At 63.1% G+C, this 16,379-nt stretch carries 20 protein-coding genes; 12 read left to right on the top strand and 8 right to left on the bottom strand.

The features are described from left to right. The first annotated feature begins 13 nt into the window (after window positions 1-13). The gene (locus DFK10_RS16385; protein WP_217810021.1) at window positions 14-190 is read left to right on the top strand and encodes a hypothetical protein; all 177 of its coding nucleotides are present in this window, start codon (window positions 14-16) and stop codon (window positions 188-190) included. On the opposite strand, the gene map is transcribed toward DFK10_RS16385, so the two are convergent. Beyond that, the gene (gene map / locus DFK10_RS00640; RefSeq protein ID WP_109385542.1) at window positions 184-1,053 is read right to left on the bottom strand and encodes a type I methionyl aminopeptidase; all 870 of its coding nucleotides are present in this window, start codon (window positions 1,051-1,053) and stop codon (window positions 184-186) included. The two genes, DFK10_RS16385 and map, sit on opposite strands and share 7 nt — an antisense overlap. Before the next feature lie 67 nt (window positions 1,054-1,120). Next, a complete protein-coding gene (gene sfsA, locus DFK10_RS00635) occupies window positions 1,121-1,825 on the bottom strand; it encodes a DNA/RNA nuclease SfsA (protein WP_109385541.1) in 705 nt (234 codons plus the stop codon). A gap of 39 nt (window positions 1,826-1,864) precedes the next feature. On the opposite strand from sfsA, the gene DFK10_RS00630 reads away from it, so the two are divergent. The 5 genes from DFK10_RS00630 to DFK10_RS00610 are packed head-to-tail and all read left to right on the top strand — an operon-like array spanning window position 1,865 to window position 5,775. Then, on the top strand, window positions 1,865-2,587 hold the full coding sequence (locus tag DFK10_RS00630; RefSeq protein WP_109385539.1) for a competence/damage-inducible protein A: 723 nt from the start codon (window positions 1,865-1,867) through the stop codon (window positions 2,585-2,587). After that, the gene (locus tag DFK10_RS00625; RefSeq protein WP_109385537.1) at window positions 2,584-3,300 is read left to right on the top strand and encodes a GNAT family N-acetyltransferase; all 717 of its coding nucleotides are present in this window, start codon (window positions 2,584-2,586) and stop codon (window positions 3,298-3,300) included. The genes DFK10_RS00630 and DFK10_RS00625 overlap by 4 nt, the downstream gene beginning before the upstream one ends. Then, window positions 3,300-3,872 carry a peroxidase-related enzyme gene (locus DFK10_RS00620; protein WP_109385535.1) on the top strand — a complete coding sequence of 191 codons (573 nt, stop codon included), beginning with the start codon at window positions 3,300-3,302 and terminating at the stop codon, window positions 3,870-3,872. Before DFK10_RS00625 ends, DFK10_RS00620 begins: the two co-directional genes overlap by 1 nt. A gap of 7 nt (window positions 3,873-3,879) precedes the next feature. After that, the gene (locus tag DFK10_RS00615) at window positions 3,880-4,812 is read left to right on the top strand and encodes an OmpA family protein (protein WP_109385533.1); all 933 of its coding nucleotides are present in this window, start codon (window positions 3,880-3,882) and stop codon (window positions 4,810-4,812) included. A 48-nt stretch (window positions 4,813-4,860) separates the two neighbouring features. Continuing rightward, window positions 4,861-5,775, top strand: coding sequence for a cation diffusion facilitator family transporter (locus tag DFK10_RS00610; protein WP_109385531.1), 915 nt, complete (start codon window positions 4,861-4,863; stop codon window positions 5,773-5,775). Window positions 5,776-5,844: 69 nt separating this feature from the next. On the opposite strand, the gene DFK10_RS00605 is transcribed toward DFK10_RS00610, so the two are convergent. Beyond that, window positions 5,845-6,750, bottom strand: a complete 906-nt coding sequence (locus DFK10_RS00605) for a LysR family transcriptional regulator (RefSeq protein ID WP_109385529.1) — start codon at window positions 6,748-6,750, stop codon at window positions 5,845-5,847. 126 nt (window positions 6,751-6,876) lie between these two features. Beyond that, the gene (locus tag DFK10_RS00600; protein WP_109385527.1) at window positions 6,877-8,901 is read right to left on the bottom strand and encodes an NADPH-dependent 2,4-dienoyl-CoA reductase; all 2,025 of its coding nucleotides are present in this window, start codon (window positions 8,899-8,901) and stop codon (window positions 6,877-6,879) included. 128 nt (window positions 8,902-9,029) lie between these two features. Between DFK10_RS00600 and DFK10_RS00595 the strand changes: the two genes are divergently transcribed. Continuing rightward, on the top strand, window positions 9,030-9,347 hold the full coding sequence (locus DFK10_RS00595) for a putative quinol monooxygenase (RefSeq protein WP_217810020.1): 318 nt from the start codon (window positions 9,030-9,032) through the stop codon (window positions 9,345-9,347). Then, a complete protein-coding gene (locus DFK10_RS00590; protein WP_109385523.1) occupies window positions 9,344-9,844 on the top strand; it encodes a PadR family transcriptional regulator in 501 nt (166 codons plus the stop codon). Before DFK10_RS00595 ends, DFK10_RS00590 begins: the two co-directional genes overlap by 4 nt. On the opposite strand, the gene DFK10_RS00585 is transcribed toward DFK10_RS00590, so the two are convergent. The 4 genes from DFK10_RS00585 to DFK10_RS00570 all read right to left on the bottom strand — a co-directional run bounded on the left by DFK10_RS00585 (window position 9,829) and on the right by DFK10_RS00570 (window position 12,314). Next, entirely contained in the window at window positions 9,829-10,302 is a 474-nt protein-coding gene (locus DFK10_RS00585; protein ID WP_109385521.1) for a class I SAM-dependent methyltransferase, read from the bottom strand. The two genes, DFK10_RS00590 and DFK10_RS00585, sit on opposite strands and share 16 nt — an antisense overlap. Window positions 10,303-10,402: 100 nt before the next feature. Next, window positions 10,403-10,789 (bottom strand): hypothetical protein, encoded by a 387-nt coding sequence (locus tag DFK10_RS00580; RefSeq protein WP_109385519.1) that lies wholly within the window; start codon window positions 10,787-10,789, stop codon window positions 10,403-10,405. Between the two features lie 11 nt (window positions 10,790-10,800). Continuing rightward, a complete protein-coding gene (locus tag DFK10_RS00575) occupies window positions 10,801-11,574 on the bottom strand; it encodes a DUF6478 family protein (protein ID WP_109385517.1) in 774 nt (257 codons plus the stop codon). 107 nt (window positions 11,575-11,681) lie between these two features. Continuing rightward, window positions 11,682-12,314 carry a hypothetical protein gene (locus tag DFK10_RS00570; RefSeq protein ID WP_109385515.1) on the bottom strand — a complete coding sequence of 211 codons (633 nt, stop codon included), beginning with the start codon at window positions 12,312-12,314 and terminating at the stop codon, window positions 11,682-11,684. 99 nt (window positions 12,315-12,413) lie between these two features. Here DFK10_RS00570 and DFK10_RS00565 point away from each other — a divergent pair, with 99 nt between their 5' ends. Genes DFK10_RS00565 through DFK10_RS00550 form a run of 4 tightly spaced genes read left to right on the top strand, consistent with a single transcriptional unit; the run spans window position 12,414 to window position 16,125 of the window. Next, window positions 12,414-13,319 carry a CPBP family intramembrane glutamic endopeptidase gene (locus DFK10_RS00565; protein ID WP_109385513.1) on the top strand — a complete coding sequence of 302 codons (906 nt, stop codon included), beginning with the start codon at window positions 12,414-12,416 and terminating at the stop codon, window positions 13,317-13,319. 54 nt (window positions 13,320-13,373) lie between these two features. Continuing rightward, window positions 13,374-14,330: an acetyl-CoA carboxylase, carboxyltransferase subunit beta gene (gene accD, locus DFK10_RS00560; protein WP_109385511.1), complete on the top strand. Its 957-nt coding sequence runs from the start codon at window positions 13,374-13,376 to the stop codon at window positions 14,328-14,330. A 29-nt stretch (window positions 14,331-14,359) separates the two neighbouring features. Then, complete coding sequence (locus DFK10_RS00555) at window positions 14,360-15,598, top strand: bifunctional folylpolyglutamate synthase/dihydrofolate synthase (protein WP_408005557.1); 1,239 nt, start codon at window positions 14,360-14,362, stop codon at window positions 15,596-15,598. After that, the gene (locus tag DFK10_RS00550) at window positions 15,595-16,125 is read left to right on the top strand and encodes a hypothetical protein (RefSeq protein WP_109385507.1); all 531 of its coding nucleotides are present in this window, start codon (window positions 15,595-15,597) and stop codon (window positions 16,123-16,125) included. Before DFK10_RS00555 ends, DFK10_RS00550 begins: the two co-directional genes overlap by 4 nt. The last annotated feature ends 254 nt before the right edge of the window (window positions 16,126-16,379 follow it).

Raw genomic sequence — 16,379 nt, 5'->3', positions numbered from 1 at the left:
CTATCCTGCGCCCATGACCGATGCCAGTTTCAACGAAGTGCCCTGGGTGGCGCGCGAGAAACCCGCGCGGACCGCACTGCCGCCGCCAGTCCTGTTCGACACGCCCCTTTTGATCGGGGATTGCGCCACGCCATTCCAGGGCAGCACGGTGCTGCACGCCATGCTGCGCGAGGACGCGGAGGATCAATAGGTCGGGTGGAACTTGCCCGCCGGCGACAGGGTGAAGATGTCGCAACCATCGGCGGTTATCCCGATGGAATGCTCGAACTGCGCGGACAGGGACTTGTCCCGCGTCACGGCCGTCCAGTCATCCTTGAGAACATGTGTTTCCGGGCGGCCAAGATTCACCATCGGCTCGATGGTGAAGAACATGCCCTCTTCCAGAACCGGCCCGGTGCCCGGGCGGCCGTAATGCAGCACGTTGGGCGGTGCGTGAAACACCCGTCCCAACCCGTGCCCGCAGAAATCGCGCACAACGCTCATGCGGTTGCTTTCGACATAGGACTGGATCGCGTAGCCGATATCTCCGAAGGTATTGCCGGGCCGCGCGGCCTCGATCCCCTTCATCAGGGCATCATGCGTGACCTGGATCAGGCCTTCGGTCTTTCGGTTGGGCTTGCCACCCGCGACATACATCCGGCTTGTGTCCCCGAACCAGCCATCGACGATCACCGTGACATCGATGTTCAGGATATCCCCCTCCTGCAACGAGTCGTCGTCGCGGCGCTTTTCGAGGTTCTTGGAAATCGTCTCGGCCTTGGCCTTGGGGATCGCCGCACCGGGAATGCCGTGGCAGACCACGTGGTTGACGCTGATGCAGCTGGCGTGCTGGTAGCCCTTGTAGCCGATCGTAGCCGAGGACGCGCCCGCCTCGTTGACCCATTGCTCGATCTTGCTGTCCAGATCGCCGGTGGTGGCGCCGGGCACCACATGTTCGGCGATCCGGTCGAGAACCTCTGCCGCCAGCCGACCGGCTGCATGCATACCCGCAAAATCCGCCTTGTCGTGAAGGCGGATGCCGTCTTTCGTAATCCTGCCGCGCGTGTCGTCCATGGCACCTGTTCCTTGCTTTAAGTCCAAATAGGACAAATCAAGCCCCTGCAAAAGGCCCGGTGCGGCGTCATTTCCCGGATTCGGGCCAGCCGACCCCGCAGACCGGTCCAAGAGTGATCTCTTGCGGTGTGATCTTGGCGCGGTGGCAGATGACCTCAACACCGGCGGCGCGGGCCTCGTCGAAGGCGTTGGCATAGTCCGGGTCGATATCGGCAGCGAGGGTCATGTCCGTGCAATCGGTGCGCTGGACCAGGTAGAACATCACGGCCCGCTTGCCCGACCGGGCGACCTCGGCCAGTTCGTGCAAGTGCTTGGTGCCGCGCTGGGTGACGCTGTCGGGAAACTCGGCCAGGCCGGATCGGCGGGCCAGCGTCACCGATTTGACCTCGACGAACGTGTCGCCGCCCAGGCAGAAATCCACGCGGCTGCCGGTGCCATATTTCACCTCGGCCCTCACCTCGCCCGCCCCGGCCAGGGCCGGGACCGCACCGGCGCGCAAGGCCTCGCCCACCACGCGGTTGGCCAACCCGGTGTCGATGGTGACGAAGCCTTGATCCAATTCCGACAGCCGCCACCCCCAATCGAGCTTTTTCTTCGGATCATCGTTGCGTTCCAGCCAGACCCGCGTAGCGGGGTCTTTCAGGCCCATCATCGAGCCGGGATTGGGGCAATGCGCGCGCACCTCCTCGCCGCTGTCCAGAACCACGTCGGACAGGAACCGCATGTAGCGGCGTTTCAGCCGACCCGGCACAAGAGGAGTGGCAAAGCGCATGTCCCGGACCTATACCAACCCTGAATGAAGGAGAAGACCATGCCGAACCCAAGCGCCGCCATGCTCGTGATCGGGGACGAGATCCTGTCGGGCCGCACCCGCGATGCCAACATGCATTTCCTGGCCGGAGAACTGACGCGGGTCGGCATCGACCTGAAGGAAGTGCGCGTGGTCAGTGATGATCGCGCGGCGATCGTCGCGGCGCTCAACGCCCTGCGCAACGCGTTTGATACGGTGTTCACGTCGGGCGGGATCGGGCCGACTCATGATGATATCACCGCCGATTGCATCGCCGAAGCCTTCAGGGTGGGGATCGACGTGCGTGACGATGCGCGGGCGATCCTGCAGGCCCATTACGACCGCGCGGGCAGTGAGCTGAACGCGGCGCGCCTGCGCATGGCCCGTATTCCCGACGGCGCCGATCTGATCGACAACCCGGTCAGCGCCGCGCCGGGCTTCTCGATCGGCAACGTGCATGTCATGGCCGGGGTGCCCTCGGTCTTTCAGGCCATGGTGGCCAGCGTTCTGCCCACCCTGACCGGCGGAGCGCCCATGTTGAGCCAGACCCTGCGCGTGGACAGGGGCGAGGGCGACGTTGCCGGCCCCCTGGGCCAGGTGGCAGCGGATTTTCCGGACCTGTCCATCGGGTCCTACCCGTTCCAGAAGGACGGGGCATATGGCACCCATATCGTGGTGCGCGGCACCGACGGCGCTTTGGTGGACGCGGCCATGGTGCGATTGGCCGCCGAGTTGACCGGATGACGCCAAAGGCCCTGACGGCACTGATCGACGCGACGTGGCCCGCCACCCGGTTCAGCACTGTCGGCCCCTGGACCATTCGCGAAGGCGCAGGCGGGGGCAGCCGCGTCAGCGCGGCCACGGCCAGAGATGTTGCCGGAGATGCGGAAATCGAAACGGCCGTGGCGGCGATGCGCGCGCTCGGGCAAACGCCGCTTTTCATGTTGCGCGAGGACGAAGAGCCCCTGGACAGGGCGCTGGAGGCCCGTGGTTACCAGGTCAAGGATCCGGTAACACTTTATACAACGCCTGCCGGGGCGCTCGCCGTCCAGCCGCCCCCCGTGACCTGCTTCGAAGTCTGGCCTCCGGTTGCCAGCCAGTTGGAAATCTGGGCCAAGGGCGGCATCGGACCCGAACGTATCGCCATCATGGACCGCGCAAAGGGGCCGAAAACCACGCTTCTGGGGCGTCTGGACGACACGCCGGCGGGCACGCTGTTCGTGGCTCTGCATGACGATGTCGCCATGGTCCATGCCGTTGAAATTGCCCCAGCCTTCCGTCGCCGGGGACTGGGCCGCTTCATGATGCAAGGTGCGGCCACCTGGGCGCGCGACAATAACGCTCAGACGCTTGCCGTTCTTGTCACCAAGGCCAATACAGGGGCGAACGCGCTCTACTCTTCCCTCGGCATGTCAGCTGCGGCAGGATACCATTATCGCATTCACCCGGAGGCCTGATGCCCGACAAGGACCAACCCACAGCACTCGACCTGCCCATGATCGACCCGCTGCCCGAGGAGACCGCCAAGTACTTTGCCATCTGCGAGGACAAGCTGGGCATGGTGCCCAACGTGCTGCGCGCCTATGCCTTCGACACGACAAAACTGAACGCCTTCACGGCGATGTACAATGACCTCATGCTCTCCGATAGCGGTCTGAGCAAGCTGGAACGCGAGATGATCGCAGTTGTCGTGTCCTCGATCAACAAGTGCTTCTACTGCCTGACGGCACATGGCGCGGCGGTTCGTGAATTGTCCGGCGATCCCGAGCTGGGCGAAATGTTGGTCATGAACTGGAGGGTCGCTGCGCTGGATGCCCGACAGACGGCCATGCTCACCTTCGCCGAGAAGATCACAAAGGCCAGCGCCGAGATCACCGAGGCCGATCGGCAAGCTCTGCGGGATGTCGGGTTCAGTGATCGCGATATCTGGGACATCGCCAATGTCGCCGGGTTTTTCAACATGACGAACCGTGTCGCCTCGGCCACCGATATGCGGCCCAACGCAGCCTATCACGGGCAATTCCGCTGATCCCGTGATGAGACCGGCCCTCGCTCTGTTGCTGACCATGCTGCCCGGCCTTGCCGGGGCGGTCACGCTGGATTTGCCTGCAAATGCAAATCTCGAAGCGGATGTGACCGAGACGCCGGGCATCTACGATATGCCCATCGGCCCCTGGCGTGAGGACGGCATGCCGATCCTCTCGGAGGAGGGCACCCTGCACCAACAGGCCTGGCGAATCGACGGGGCAGGCCTGACGACCGCGCAGATTCTGTTGCCCTTGCGCGCGCAACTGACAGAGGCTGGGTTCGACATCCTTTTCGAATGCCAGACCGAGGGCTGCGGCGGCTTCGATTTCAGGTTCGCAACGCGGGTCATGAATGCCCCTGACATGCATGTGGACCTGGGCGATTTCCGGTATCTCGCCGCCGAGCGCGACAACGACAGAGGCACCGAACTTGTCAGCCTACTGATCAGCCGCTCGGCCCAGGCCGGACATGTGCAATTGACCCGCGTCGGCCCACCCACGGACACCCGGGACATGGCAAGTGCGACAGGCGCGGCCCTCTCCTCGACGGCGGCAACGCCGCAGGAGGGCCTCGTTGCTGAGCTAGAACGGACGGGGCGTGCGGTGCTATCCGACCTGACATTCGAGACCGGGTCAGCCCAGCTCGGGTCGGGCACCTTCGCATCGCTCGAAACGCTGTCAGACTATTTGGCCGCCAACCCCGAACGGCGCGTCGCGCTTGTCGGTCACACGGATTCGGTCGGCGCATTGGAGGGCAACATCGCTCTCAGCCGGCGCCGGGCGGGGTCCATTCTGGAAAGGCTGGTTTCCGATTATGCTGTGCCGCGCCGCCAGCTGGAGGCCGAAGGGATGGGCTATCTCGCGCCGATTGCCAGCAATCTGACGGACGCAGGCCGAGAGGCAAACCGGCGCGTCGAGGTCATCATGCTGTCGACCGAATAGGCAGGCGCGCCGCGCCTTGCACCACGTCCAAACATCCAAAGGCCCATAATGGCACATGCGCATCACCATCATCACATAGACCCCGAAGCCGGGGACCGGCGTGTCGCCTTGGCGATCGGTGTCAACATTGCTCTGACGGTCGCCCAGATCATCGGGGGGCTGCTGTCCGGGTCGCTGGCCCTGATCGCGGATGCGGTGCACAACCTGTCCGATGCGGTCTCTCTCATCATCGCCTTTGCCGCGCGCAGGATCGCAAGGCGCCCGGCCGATCCACACATGAGCTTCGGCTATGGCAGGGCCGAGGTGGTGGCGGCACTGATCAATTACACCTCGCTGATCCTGATCGGGCTTTACCTTGCTTACGAGGCGGTGTGGCGTTTCTTCGATCCCAGCCCGATCGGCGGCTGGATCGTGGTGATCGTGGCGGGCATCGCGCTCTTGGTCGACGCGATCACCGCGCTTCTGACCTGGTCGATGGCCAAGGACAGCGTGAATATCCGCGCGGCCTTCCTGCACAACCTGGCCGATGCCGCGGGGTCTGTGGCGGTGATCGTGTCGGGCGTCCTGATCCTGCTGTTCGACTGGTGGATCGTGGATCCGATCATCACGCTGGGGATCGCAGCATATATCCTTTGGATGGCGCTGTCGGAAATGCCCGCGGTGATCCGCACCCTGATGCTGGCCAGCCCGGCAACGCTGTCACCCAAGGAAGTCCACGAGGCCGTCCAAGAGGTCGCGGGGGTCAAGACCGTGCACAACGCCCAGCTTTGGGAAATGCAGGAACACCGGCCCGCCTTCCTTGCCCACGTGGTCATTCAAAAGGGAGAATGGGGCGAGGCCGACGCGATCAAGGCGCAGATCAAGACCGTGCTGGAGGCGCGTTTCGGGATCGCGCATAGCGTGCTGGAACTCGAATGCGCCGTCCACGCTTGTGATGACGCCCCCGATTTCGGCAATGCCTGAAAGAAATCGCGGCCATAAGGCCGCGAAGGTGAGGAAAGCATCCTCGAGGGACTCAATAGGCGGCCGAAATCACCAGTTGTCGGGGCCCTTGTCGGCAAAGGCGTGAGCCAGAAAATCGATGAACGCCCGGACCTTGGGCTGGGTGAAGCGGCCCGGCGGGTAGACCGCATAGATGCCCTGGGTTTCGACCGGCAGGTCGGGGATTGCTTCTTCGACAAGACCTTTCTCCATGGCCTCGGAATAAAGGAAGCTCGGCAGGTAGGCGATCCCAAGCCCGGAAATCGCGGCATTTAGCAGCGATTGCCCGTCATTCACGGTCAGCCAGCCGGCAGTGCGGACCTGGCGTTTTTCACCCGAGGGCGCGGTCAGCTTCCACACGGCGGAGTTCGCGGCATTGGAATAATGCAGCAATTTGTGGGTGTTCAGATCGTCGATCTTCTGCGGGCGGCCATGCTTCTGGAAATAGGAAGGGCTGGCCACCATCCGCTTGGAGGTCTCGGTCAATTTACGGGCCCGCAGGGTGCTGTCTTCCAGTTCGCCGATGCGAACGGCCATGTCGAACCCCTCCGAGATCAGTTCGACGTACCGGTTGTTGAGCACCATGTTCACGGTGATCTCGGGAAATTCCTGAAGAAACTCGCCCAGCACCGGCGACAGGTGGTTCACCCCGAAATCGGTAGCAACCGAGATACGCAACAGGCCCGACGGGTCGGATTGCATCGACGTCACCAGTGCATCGGCCTCACCCGCATCATTCAGGACGCGGCGCGCCCGGTCGTAGTAGGCAAGGCCAATCTCGGTCGGGCTGACCCGACGGGTGGTGCGGTTCAGAAGCCGCGCCCCCAGACGAGCCTCAAGCGACGAGACATGCTTTGAAACGGCGGATTTCGAGATCCCCATTTTCTTGGCTGCGTCCGTAAACCCACCCTGATCCACAACGGTGGCGAAGGCTTCCATTTCGGTCAGGCGATCCATCCTGCATCCTCGATACTGTCTTAGCATTCAGCGACAATATCTGGCCTCGAAATCGGGCAGGACTGCGGCGCATGCCTGACAATTGGTGGGTTTTACCGAGACTGTGGCAAGGCCGGAAACGCGGAGTCACAATGCAGCGGCCAGTCGGACGCCTTGATCGATGGCCCGTTTCGCGTCCAATTCCGCGGCAACATCCGCGCCTCCGATCACATGCGGAACCGTCCCCGCGTCCTGCAAGGCATCGGCAAGGCGGCGCTCGGACAATTGTCCGGCACACAGCACGATGGTGTCGGCCTCGATCAGACTCGGGTTTTCGCGTGCCTCGCCGAAGGTCACATGCAGCCCGTCGCGGTCGATCCGTTCATAGTTCACACCACCGATCATTTCGACATTGCGCATCTTGAGGCTCGCGCGGTGAATCCAGCCGGTTGTCTTGCCCAGCCCCCTGCCCAGTTTCTGGGCCTTGCGCTGCAACAGCGTGACCTTACGCGCCGGGGCGTCGGGTTTCGGGCCTTCGGGGCGCAGACCGCCGCGTACTTGCTCGGGATCGCCCACCCCCCACTCCTCCATCCAGTCGTCCAGGTCTTCGGTCGGGCTGTCGGCCACGGTCAGAAACTCGGCGACATCGAAACCGATCCCGCCGGCCCCGATGATCGCCACGCGGTCACCCACCGGTGCACCATTCTGCAGAACATCGATATAGGACAGCACGTTCGGGCCGTCCTGCCCGGGAATCTCCGGATCGCGCGGTGTCACGCCGGTGGCGATGATGACCTCATCGAACCCCTTGAGGTCTGCGGTCGTCGCCGCAACCCCGAGACGCGTTTCGACGCCGGCGGCGGCAACACTGGCGGCAAACCAGTCAACCAGACCGTGAAATTCCTCTTTGCCCGGAATCCGACGCGCCATGTTGAGCTGCCCGCCCAGCGTGTCAGCCTTGTCGAAGAGCGTCACCGCGTGCCCCCGGCTCGCAGCGGTCACCGACGCAGACAGCCCCGCCGGACCTGCGCCGACCACGGCAATCCGCTTTGGCGTCGCGGCCGGATCAAGGGTGATCTCGGTCTCATGGGCGGCACGCGGATTCACAAGGCAGGACGCAATCTTCATCGAGAACGTATGGTCCAGGCAGGCCTGGTTGCAGGCAATGCACGGAGCGATCAGCGCGGAATTGCCGCTGGCCGCCTTCGAGACGAAATGCGCGTCGGCCAGGAATGGGCGCGCCATCGAAACCATGTCGGCACAACCCTCGGCCAAGACGTCTTCGGCGACCTCGGGCGTATTGATGCGGTTCGAGGTGATGATCGGAATCCCCACCTGCCCCATCAGCTTTTTCGTGACCCAGGAGAAGGCACGGCGTGGCACACTGGTCGCAATCGTCGGAATGCGGGCTTCGTGCCAGCCGATGCCGGTATTGATGATCGTGGCCCCCGCCGCTTCGATCTTCCTGGCCAGCGTCACAGCCTCGTCCCAGGTCTGGCCGTTGGGGACAAGGTCGATCATCGACAGCCGGTAGATCAGGATGAAATCTGCGCCCACGGCCTCGCGCACCCTGCGCACCACCTCGACCGGCAGGCGTTGCCGGTTTTCAAGGCTGCCGCCCCAGCGATCCGCACGGCGGTTGGTATGTTCGACATGAAACTGGTTGAGGAAATAGCCCTCGGACCCCATCACCTCGACCCCGTCATAGCCGGCCTCTCGGGCGCGGCGGGCGGCGGTCACGATATCGGCGATCTGTTTTTCGATCCCAGCCTCGTCCAGTTCGGTCGGCACGAAGGGCGAGATCGGCGACTTGATGGCCGAGGGGGCCACGCAATCCTTGCCATAGGCATAGCGGCCCGCATGCAGGATCTGCATGGCGATCTTTCCGCCAGCGTCGTGGACCCGGTCGGTGACGATCTTGTGGTTGGCAATGTCCTCGGGGGTAAAAAGCCCCGCCGCACCCGGAAAGACACCACCCTCGCGGTTCGGGGCCATGCCGCCGGTGACCATCAACGCGACATCACCACGTGCCCGCTCCGCGTAGAATTCGGCCACGCGGTTCCAGTCCTTCGTTTCCTCCAGCCCGGTATGCATGGACCCCATCAGCACGCGGTTCTTGAGCGTGGTGAAACCCAGGTCGAGCGGGGACAGCAGGTGCGGATAATCGGTCATGGGCATCCTCCGTTTGGACCCGTCTTGCCGCAAGTTGACGCACAGGTCACGCAGGACGCGGCGTCAGCACCTTGCAATCTGCAATATAGTCATTATTTACTATTCATAACTGATTGAGGATAATCGAAATGACCCCTGGATACACGTTCATGTCCAAATCCACGGCCAAACCCGGCAGGCTGGATGACCTGATCCGCATCACCGCAGGACCTCCGCAAGCGATGGAAGGAAAAGTCGACGGGCTGATTGCCTATCAGGTTGGCGTTGACCGCGAACGCAATACCGTCATCGTCTGGAGCACCTTCGACACCCGTGCGGCGCTCTATGATTACCTTGAGACCGACTATGGCAATGCCAACCATGGCGATGCTGCTGAAATGGAAGCGATCATCGAGACATTCGAGATGTTCGATCTGACGCCGACCGTCGGAAAGATTCCCGCATGACGCTTGCAAAGGCGCGGGAGCTGGCCGTTCTTAGCGTGCTGAGCGCGCATCCGGCGCATGGCTACGACATCTCTCGCGCCGTTGCCTCGGGACCACTTTCCCTGCTGGGGCTCAGTCGTCCGGCGGTCTATGCCATACTGGACCGTTTCACGGCGCGTGGCTGGGTGACCGGCGACGCGCAACCCTCGGGCAACCGCCCCGAAAAGACCGTGATGCACCTGACCGATGCCGGAAGGGCCGCGCTCAACGAAGCCTTGGGGGACGCTGGAAAACTCGCACCACCAGTGATCCCGTTGATGGCCATACTGCTTGCCCAAGACGCTGGGAACGCGGTGCCTGAACACGCTTTGACCGCGGTGCTGGATGACAGGCGGAAGACCTTGGCAGAACTGGAGGCGGATACGGACCACGCCGCAACCGCCACGACACGGCTGGCCCAACGGCTACTGGCCGCCGAAATCTCCACGCTGGAAGAATTGCTTCAACCATCGGGCTGACGTTGGGCGAACAGAAGCCCGCCCTTTTGCCGGTCGATACTCCAATCCGCCGGGTCGGCTTCGACCACGGACCGGAAACCCGGCATGTTTGACCGTTCATCAAGCAGCAACAGCCAACCGTTGGCCGCAACATGGCCCAGCATGTGGCTGAGCACCGCAGTACGGTCCTTTCTGTCCAGCATATGCAAAGTGCGGTTGATCAGCAGGATGTCAAAAGTTCCATCGATCCGGACGTCCCGAATGTCAGCCACTTGGCCCGTTACTGGCAGCCCCTCGGCCAGGGCGGCGGCCAACATCGCCTCGATCCCCGCTGGCGAGATATCAATGCCCAACACTGCATGACCGCGACGGGCAATCGGCAAAGCGTCACGCCCTTGGCCGCACCCGATATCAAGGACCCGAACAGGGTGGTCGAGCCCCTCGAAAAACGCCGAAATGTCGGCATTTGCCTTGCCCAGGGCGTTCGGCGTGTCGCGGTAGAGTCTGTCGTAGTCCTAGGCCATACAGCACCGCTAACGGCGGCATAAGCCTTTGTCTAAGTGAAATATTGCGTGACCATCACTCATCCATGGTCTCTACACAGTGCCGGCGAAACGCTTTCTTCAGCATATCCAGCTCAGCGCGCAGGAGGCCCATCTCGGCGCGAATATCCTCGGCCAGCGCATCGCCGGCAACAATCGCGAAAGAGCCCAGAACAGCGGCGCTTTGGCGATCTCTTACGAGAAATGTCTGCACCCCGTCGGATATCCGTTCCGCCGGGATCGGCACGCGGACATACCAACACTCCTCGACCCGGTCCTCTTCGACCTCGACACCCTCGACCGGCTGATCCAGGTGGGTGACCTCGATCTCGGGCTGCCAATTGTCGCGTCCGGCCCGCTTGAGCACGCCATGCCAGACCCCTTCGATCAGGCGCAGCTTGGTCAGCGTCACGTCTTGTCCCATGGCATCCTCTCTCAAAGTTCGGCGCGCGGCACGCGGCAGAAGGTGAGATCGCGGATCGTCACCTGGTTCATTTCCGGCCCTTCGAAGATCAGGTCCACCCACATGGACTCGACCCGCTTTTCATTCAGGTTGGTATAGGCCAAGTCGAACTCGACCATGACCTTGTCTTCGTGAAGCGGCAGTTCGCGGACGATCTGTTCGGTATTTGGGCCGTGACGGACGTTCAGCCGGGCAAAAATCTCCAGCGGTTTTTCCATTTCGACGATCACGTCCATGCGGATCAGGTGCCGCTTGCGGAGGCCGTCGCAGGCGGCATCGGGTAGGTTCAGCACAAGGCTCAGGAAAGACCCGTCGAACCGGAAAACGTCCAATCGCAAACCGAACGGGGCCAGGTCCGCCTCGCGCGTGTTGCGCAACTGGCGCAAGGTCAGTTCCGAAATACGACAGTCGTGAAACAGCGTGACTTCGTCGCCTAGCATGGTGCGCGATTCTACCGCCGCCATGCCCTTGACCGGCAAGGCACCGCGCCAGGCTTGCGGCCGCCAGGACCAATCCGTGCCCTGCGGCCTGGGGAATGTGGTCGAACCGATGCGTGGCAAGGCCAGCCGGCTGTCAGCCTGGAAGGTCAGTTCATCCAGCGTGTGGCGCAGGTTGCGCGCGGCGTTGCGCTGCCGGCGCAGCTCGGAAAGCTCGGCCTCCGGGGCGGCGGCAGCGGCGCGCGACCAGTACCGGCGCATGCGCCGGTTCACGAACCTTGCCACTAGTCCTTTGCGCACCTTCGCCATACTCGGCCTTTGCGTTGTTCGATCTTTGGCAACATACCTGCCAAATTGTTTCGGTAAAGGAAACAACTACAAGGCCATGGCCGGGATTTTCCGTTGATCGACAGCCGTCAGGACGGGGTGGCATCAGGCCGGTTGGCCTCTCCCAAAGCATTGAGCGCAAGTTCCAGAAGTGTGCGCCCGGCATCGCGTTGCAGGGGCGCCCGTGTATAGCTCAGGGCCGAAACGGTAACCAAACGGTCACCGATGTCTGTGAAGCCGCGCCAAATTACGGGGGTCGTGCCGGGCACGGGCGCCCCGGCCCTGTCTTCGAAGCGCAGGATCACGAGGTTGTCGCCCACATGCACCTCACCGACCTCGACGCCATCCGGTCCGCTGGCCAGAATTGCCTGACCGGGATCGCTACGCAGGTAGTCGGCAAGCGCCGCAGGGTCTTGGGCCACCAGCGCACTGCCCGGCTCCCCGAATTGGACAGTCAGAAGACCCGACCGGTCAGGCATCATCGCGGCCCGGTCGGACAAGAGCGCGCAGCCCGCAAGCATGGCAAAACCGCGCGAAGCGGAACTGGCCGATTGGTCAACGCAATAGCCCGCGGGGCCGCGCACCCGGACATCGCCATTCAACAGCGAAAGCGTGCGGATGCCATCGCCGGTCCTGTCGCCCCCGAAGCCCGGCAATTGGAGCCCGTCGGCGCAGCCCGCCAGCCACGAAAAAGCGATGAACGCCAAAATGGGCCTGCGCATCGTGTCTCTCCGGTTCGATTGCGAGGGATGGTCTAAAGCGCCCCACGGAATGGGACAAGTCCGATTGCCCCCGTCACGACAAGCGGCCTATAGGGGGCCATGAGGTTCGACCCACCTTACGAGTCCATGGAGCGATTCACGTCGCCGGCCCGACCGGCACGATCCCTCTTCATCGTGGCTGCGGTGCTCGCTTTGGTCTGGATAGGTTTCTGGGGGCCGCCATGGCTGCTTCTGGGGCTTGGCGTCAATCGCGACTGGTTGGCAGCCTTCGCCATGGGGGCAACACCCGCCATGCTGTTCCTCAGCCTGTCAAGCTTTGCCCTGCCCATTGCTGCGCTGGCCTATGGGTTGCGACGGTTCCACAAAAGGGGTTTGGCGAGCCTGCTTGGCCGGCACCCGGACGCGCCGGACCCATTTCTGAAGACCCTGCGAAATACCGGCCTTCTCCTAGTGGTTCTGACCCTTTCCGGCGGACTGGTCACCGAATTCATCCTCGAAATCCGTCCGTTGCCAGTCTGGCTGTTGATCCTGCCCTTCGCCCTTCTGGCGACCCTGATCCAGGTTTCCGCGGAGGAATTGCTGTTCCGGGGCTACCTGCAACAACAGCTGGGCGCGCTGTCTGCGCGGCCGATTGTCTGGATGGTGGTGCCAAGCATATTGTTCGCCCTGCCCCATGCCCTGAACACCGTGACGGCGGCCGATGCGCTCTTTTACGTGGGCTGGACCTTCTTCTTCGGCATTGCAGCCGCTGACCTCACGGCGCGGTCGGGCACGCTCGGGCCGGCCTTGGCGATGCATCTTTCCAACAACCTGATCCAGTTCGTCCTTTTCGGCTACAAGGATGGGCCGATGTCCGGCTTCGCGCTGATCCTTTATGAATGGGACGGCGCACCGCTGACCTGGATGCAGCCGGACTATCCGCTGGCCTCGGCGATTTTCCTCGTCATCAGTTTCCTGACGCTTTTCCTGCTCTGGCTCTCGGCCCGGCTGGCCATTCGACGCTGATTGCATTCCCCCGCCGCCCGGCTTATCTCGGGGAGTGAAACGTCAGAGGCGCCCATGAACTGGATTTCCAACTACGTCCGCCCGCGCATCAACTCGATCTTCTCGCGTCGTGAAGTGCCCGAGAATCTTTGGTCGAAATGCGATGAATGCGGCACGATGCTGTTTCACCGGGAACTGAAAGAGGCGCTGAATGTCTGCACCTCTTGCGGGCATCATATGGGCATCACGCCACGTGAAAGGTTCGCCGCCCTTTTCGATGGCGGCATATTCACCGAGGTCGCGGTGCCTCAGCCGGTCGACGACCCGCTGAAATTCCGCGATCAGAAACGCTATCCAGACCGTCTGAGGGCCGCCCAGAAGAAGACCGGCGAACGCGATGCGATGCTGGTGGTCGAGGGCGAGATCGGCCGCACCCCCATCGTCGCAGCCGGGCAGGATTTCACCTTCATGGGCGGGTCCATGTCCATGTATGTGGGCAACGCCATCATCGCCGCCGCAGAGCGCGCGATCGAGAAACGATGCCCGCTGGTTCTGTTCTCGGCCGCCGGGGGTGCCCGGATGCAGGAGGGCATTCTGGGCCTGATGCAGATGCCCCGCACGACCATCGCGGTGCAGATGCTGAAAGAGGCGGGCCTGCCCTATATCGTCGTGCTGACCCACCCGACAACGGGTGGTGTGACCGCGTCATACGCCATGCTGGGCGATGTCCAGATCGCCGAACCCAACGCCCTGATCGGCTTTGCAGGCGCGCGGGTCATCGAACAGACCATCCGCGAGAAGCTGCCCGAAGGGTTCCAGCGCGCCGAATACCTGCTGGATCATGGGATGCTCGACAGGGTCACACCGCGTGCGCAGCTGCGCGACGAGTTGATCACCATCACACGGATGCTGATGGGCGAAGGCCCGGCCATCGCCGGGGATCTGCCCGCCCCCTCCGACTCTGACGAAGCGGAACCCGCCGGCGAGAAGCAAGCCGAAGCCACCGAGACGGAAAAGGACGCCGACGCGTGAGCACCGGTTCCGACGTCATCCTTGAACGGATGATGGCCCTGCACCCGAAGATCATCGACCTGACGCTGGACCGGGTCTGGCGGCTGCTGGATGCGCTGGGCAACCCGCAGGACCGTCTGCCGCCGGTGATCCACATCGCCGGAACCAATGGCAAGGGCTCGACGCAGGCCATGATCCGGGCGGGCCTCGAGGGGGCTGGAAAGACCGTCCATGCCTACACGTCGCCTCACCTGGCGCGGTTTCATGAACGCATCCGGCTGGCCGGCGAGCTGATTTCCGAGGATCACCTGACGGATGTGCTGGATCGATGCTACAGCGCGAACGGCGACCAATCGATCACCTATTTCGAGATCACCACCTGCGCAGCACTGTTGGCCTTTGCCGAAACGCCAGCCGATTACACCCTGCTCGAGGTCGGCCTTGGCGGACGGCTGGACGCCACCAACGTGATCGACACCCCGGCTTTGACGGTGATCACGCCGGTGGACATGGATCACCAGCAATTCCTGGGCGATACGCTGCCCCAGATCGCCGGTGAGAAGGCCGGGATCATCAAGCGTGGCGTGTCCTGTGTGGTCGGGCGCCAGCATGATGACGCGCTGGACGTGATCGAACGGCAGGCCGCGCGGCTGTCTGCACCGGTTCTGGCCCATGGCCAGCACTGGCACATTGCCGAGGAACGCGGGCGTCTGATCTACCAGGATGAGACCGGCCTGCTGGACCTGCCACTGCCAAGCCTGCCCGGCCCCCACCAGGTCGAAAATGCCGGCATGGCCCTGGCGGCGCTGCGCCAGCTGGGCTTCGACGAGACCGCCTGCGAGGCGGCGATGACCAGAGCCGCTTGGCCAGCGCGGATGCAGAAGCTGACCGATGGCAAGCTTGTCGAGGCGGTGCGCCCCGCCGAGCTTTGGCTCGACGGGGGGCATAACCCGGCGGCGGGCGCGGCGCTCGCAGCAACGCTCGACCGGCTGCCGAAACGGAGCACACACCTGGTCTGCGGCATGCTGAATACAAAGGATGTCAGCGGCTACATGACCCCTTTGGCCCGCCACGCCGACAGCCTGACCGCCATTTCCATCCCCGGGGAACAGGCGACCCTGCCAGCCGAGACAACCGCCAAGGCGGCCTCTGATGCCGGCATGACGGTCCAAACCGCACCGGACCTCGACAGCGCTTTGAAGGCCATCACCGCCGACCACCCCGAGGCACGTATCCTCATCTGCGGGTCGCTTTACCTGGCCGGGCACGTCCTGCGCGAGAACGGATGATCCGCCTGCTGGCCCTGCTGTTGATCGCCACGCCTGCCACGGCGGCGGATTTCGTGTTCTGTTGGCAAGGCGACAATGGCTACCGGATGGAAGGCCGCATGACCGTTCCCGATGACCGCCTGTCGCAACCCCTTCTTACTCATGACGATGTGGCGGCGTTCTTCATCCAGGGGTTTCACGATGATATTCCCATCGGCAGCTGGGACCTGTCGCAGCTGACGCCCGAAACAAGCTGGAACCTGTCCTTCGATCCGCATGCCATGGTCTTTCCCACGGGCGGCATGCACAACAGCCCCGAAGGCCAGGCCTGGAACGCGGGTGGGCGGGCCGACGATTGCGGCGATCCGGGGTTCGGGTTCAATTCGGGGACCAATGCGCAAGACCTTTGCGTCAACAACACCTGGATCACCGACAGCATGATCAACCGTTATACCCGCTTCCCGGTCCATGAGGCGGGCACAGGCGCGCCGGATTGCGGTGGTGCACCACTGCTCGGGGCCCTTGCAGAAGACAAGCGCCCCGCCTGAATTCGGCGTTTCGCGAAAATGCGAATCGGTGATTCGATTTTCCTTTGACGCGCGAATCACCCTCTGTCTATATGTTGCTCCAAATGCAAAATGCGCCGGGCCTGCCAGCCCATCACACTTGATATGGTGCGTTTGTTTTTGGGGGGTATCGAGATGTTAGGTCTGAACCACGCCATGCGATGGCATTTTGCCATTTGCCGATCTCGCCTATACCTCTGGCCTGCTGCAACTGACCACATCGCTCGCCCGGGCAG

This window comes from Salibaculum griseiflavum (genome assembly GCF_003129565.1).
Taxonomy (GTDB): Bacteria; Pseudomonadota; Alphaproteobacteria; order Rhodobacterales; family Rhodobacteraceae; genus Salibaculum; species Salibaculum griseiflavum.
This window is presented reverse-complemented; position numbering and strand designations above follow the sequence as displayed.

Bases quoted from the DNA above. Each gene is read 5' to 3' on its own strand.
- DFK10_RS16385 (WP_217810021.1), top strand. From the start codon at position 14: ATGACCGATGCCAGTTTCAACGAAGTGCCCTGGGTGGCGCGCGAGAAA.
- map (WP_109385542.1), bottom strand. From the start codon at position 1,053: ATGGACGACACGCGCGGCAGGATTACGAAAGACGGCATCCGCCTTCAC.
- sfsA (WP_109385541.1), bottom strand. From the start codon at position 1,825: ATGCGCTTTGCCACTCCTCTTGTGCCGGGTCGGCTGAAACGCCGCTAC.
- DFK10_RS00630 (WP_109385539.1), top strand. From the start codon at position 1,865: ATGCCGAACCCAAGCGCCGCCATGCTCGTGATCGGGGACGAGATCCTG.
- DFK10_RS00625 (WP_109385537.1), top strand. From the start codon at position 2,584: ATGACGCCAAAGGCCCTGACGGCACTGATCGACGCGACGTGGCCCGCC.
- DFK10_RS00620 (WP_109385535.1), top strand. From the start codon at position 3,300: ATGCCCGACAAGGACCAACCCACAGCACTCGACCTGCCCATGATCGAC.
- DFK10_RS00615 (WP_109385533.1), top strand. From the start codon at position 3,880: ATGAGACCGGCCCTCGCTCTGTTGCTGACCATGCTGCCCGGCCTTGCC.
- DFK10_RS00610 (WP_109385531.1), top strand. From the start codon at position 4,861: ATGGCACATGCGCATCACCATCATCACATAGACCCCGAAGCCGGGGAC.
- DFK10_RS00605 (WP_109385529.1), bottom strand. From the start codon at position 6,750: ATGGATCGCCTGACCGAAATGGAAGCCTTCGCCACCGTTGTGGATCAG.
- DFK10_RS00600 (WP_109385527.1), bottom strand. From the start codon at position 8,901: ATGACCGATTATCCGCACCTGCTGTCCCCGCTCGACCTGGGTTTCACC.
- DFK10_RS00595 (WP_217810020.1), top strand. From the start codon at position 9,030: ATGACCCCTGGATACACGTTCATGTCCAAATCCACGGCCAAACCCGGC.
- DFK10_RS00590 (WP_109385523.1), top strand. From the start codon at position 9,344: ATGACGCTTGCAAAGGCGCGGGAGCTGGCCGTTCTTAGCGTGCTGAGC.
- DFK10_RS00580 (WP_109385519.1), bottom strand. From the start codon at position 10,789: ATGGGACAAGACGTGACGCTGACCAAGCTGCGCCTGATCGAAGGGGTC.
- DFK10_RS00575 (WP_109385517.1), bottom strand. From the start codon at position 11,574: ATGGCGAAGGTGCGCAAAGGACTAGTGGCAAGGTTCGTGAACCGGCGC.
- DFK10_RS00570 (WP_109385515.1), bottom strand. From the start codon at position 12,314: ATGCGCAGGCCCATTTTGGCGTTCATCGCTTTTTCGTGGCTGGCGGGC.
- DFK10_RS00565 (WP_109385513.1), top strand. From the start codon at position 12,414: ATGAGGTTCGACCCACCTTACGAGTCCATGGAGCGATTCACGTCGCCG.
- accD (WP_109385511.1), top strand. From the start codon at position 13,374: ATGAACTGGATTTCCAACTACGTCCGCCCGCGCATCAACTCGATCTTC.
- DFK10_RS00555 (WP_408005557.1), top strand. From the start codon at position 14,360: ATGATGGCCCTGCACCCGAAGATCATCGACCTGACGCTGGACCGGGTC.
- DFK10_RS00550 (WP_109385507.1), top strand. From the start codon at position 15,595: ATGATCCGCCTGCTGGCCCTGCTGTTGATCGCCACGCCTGCCACGGCG.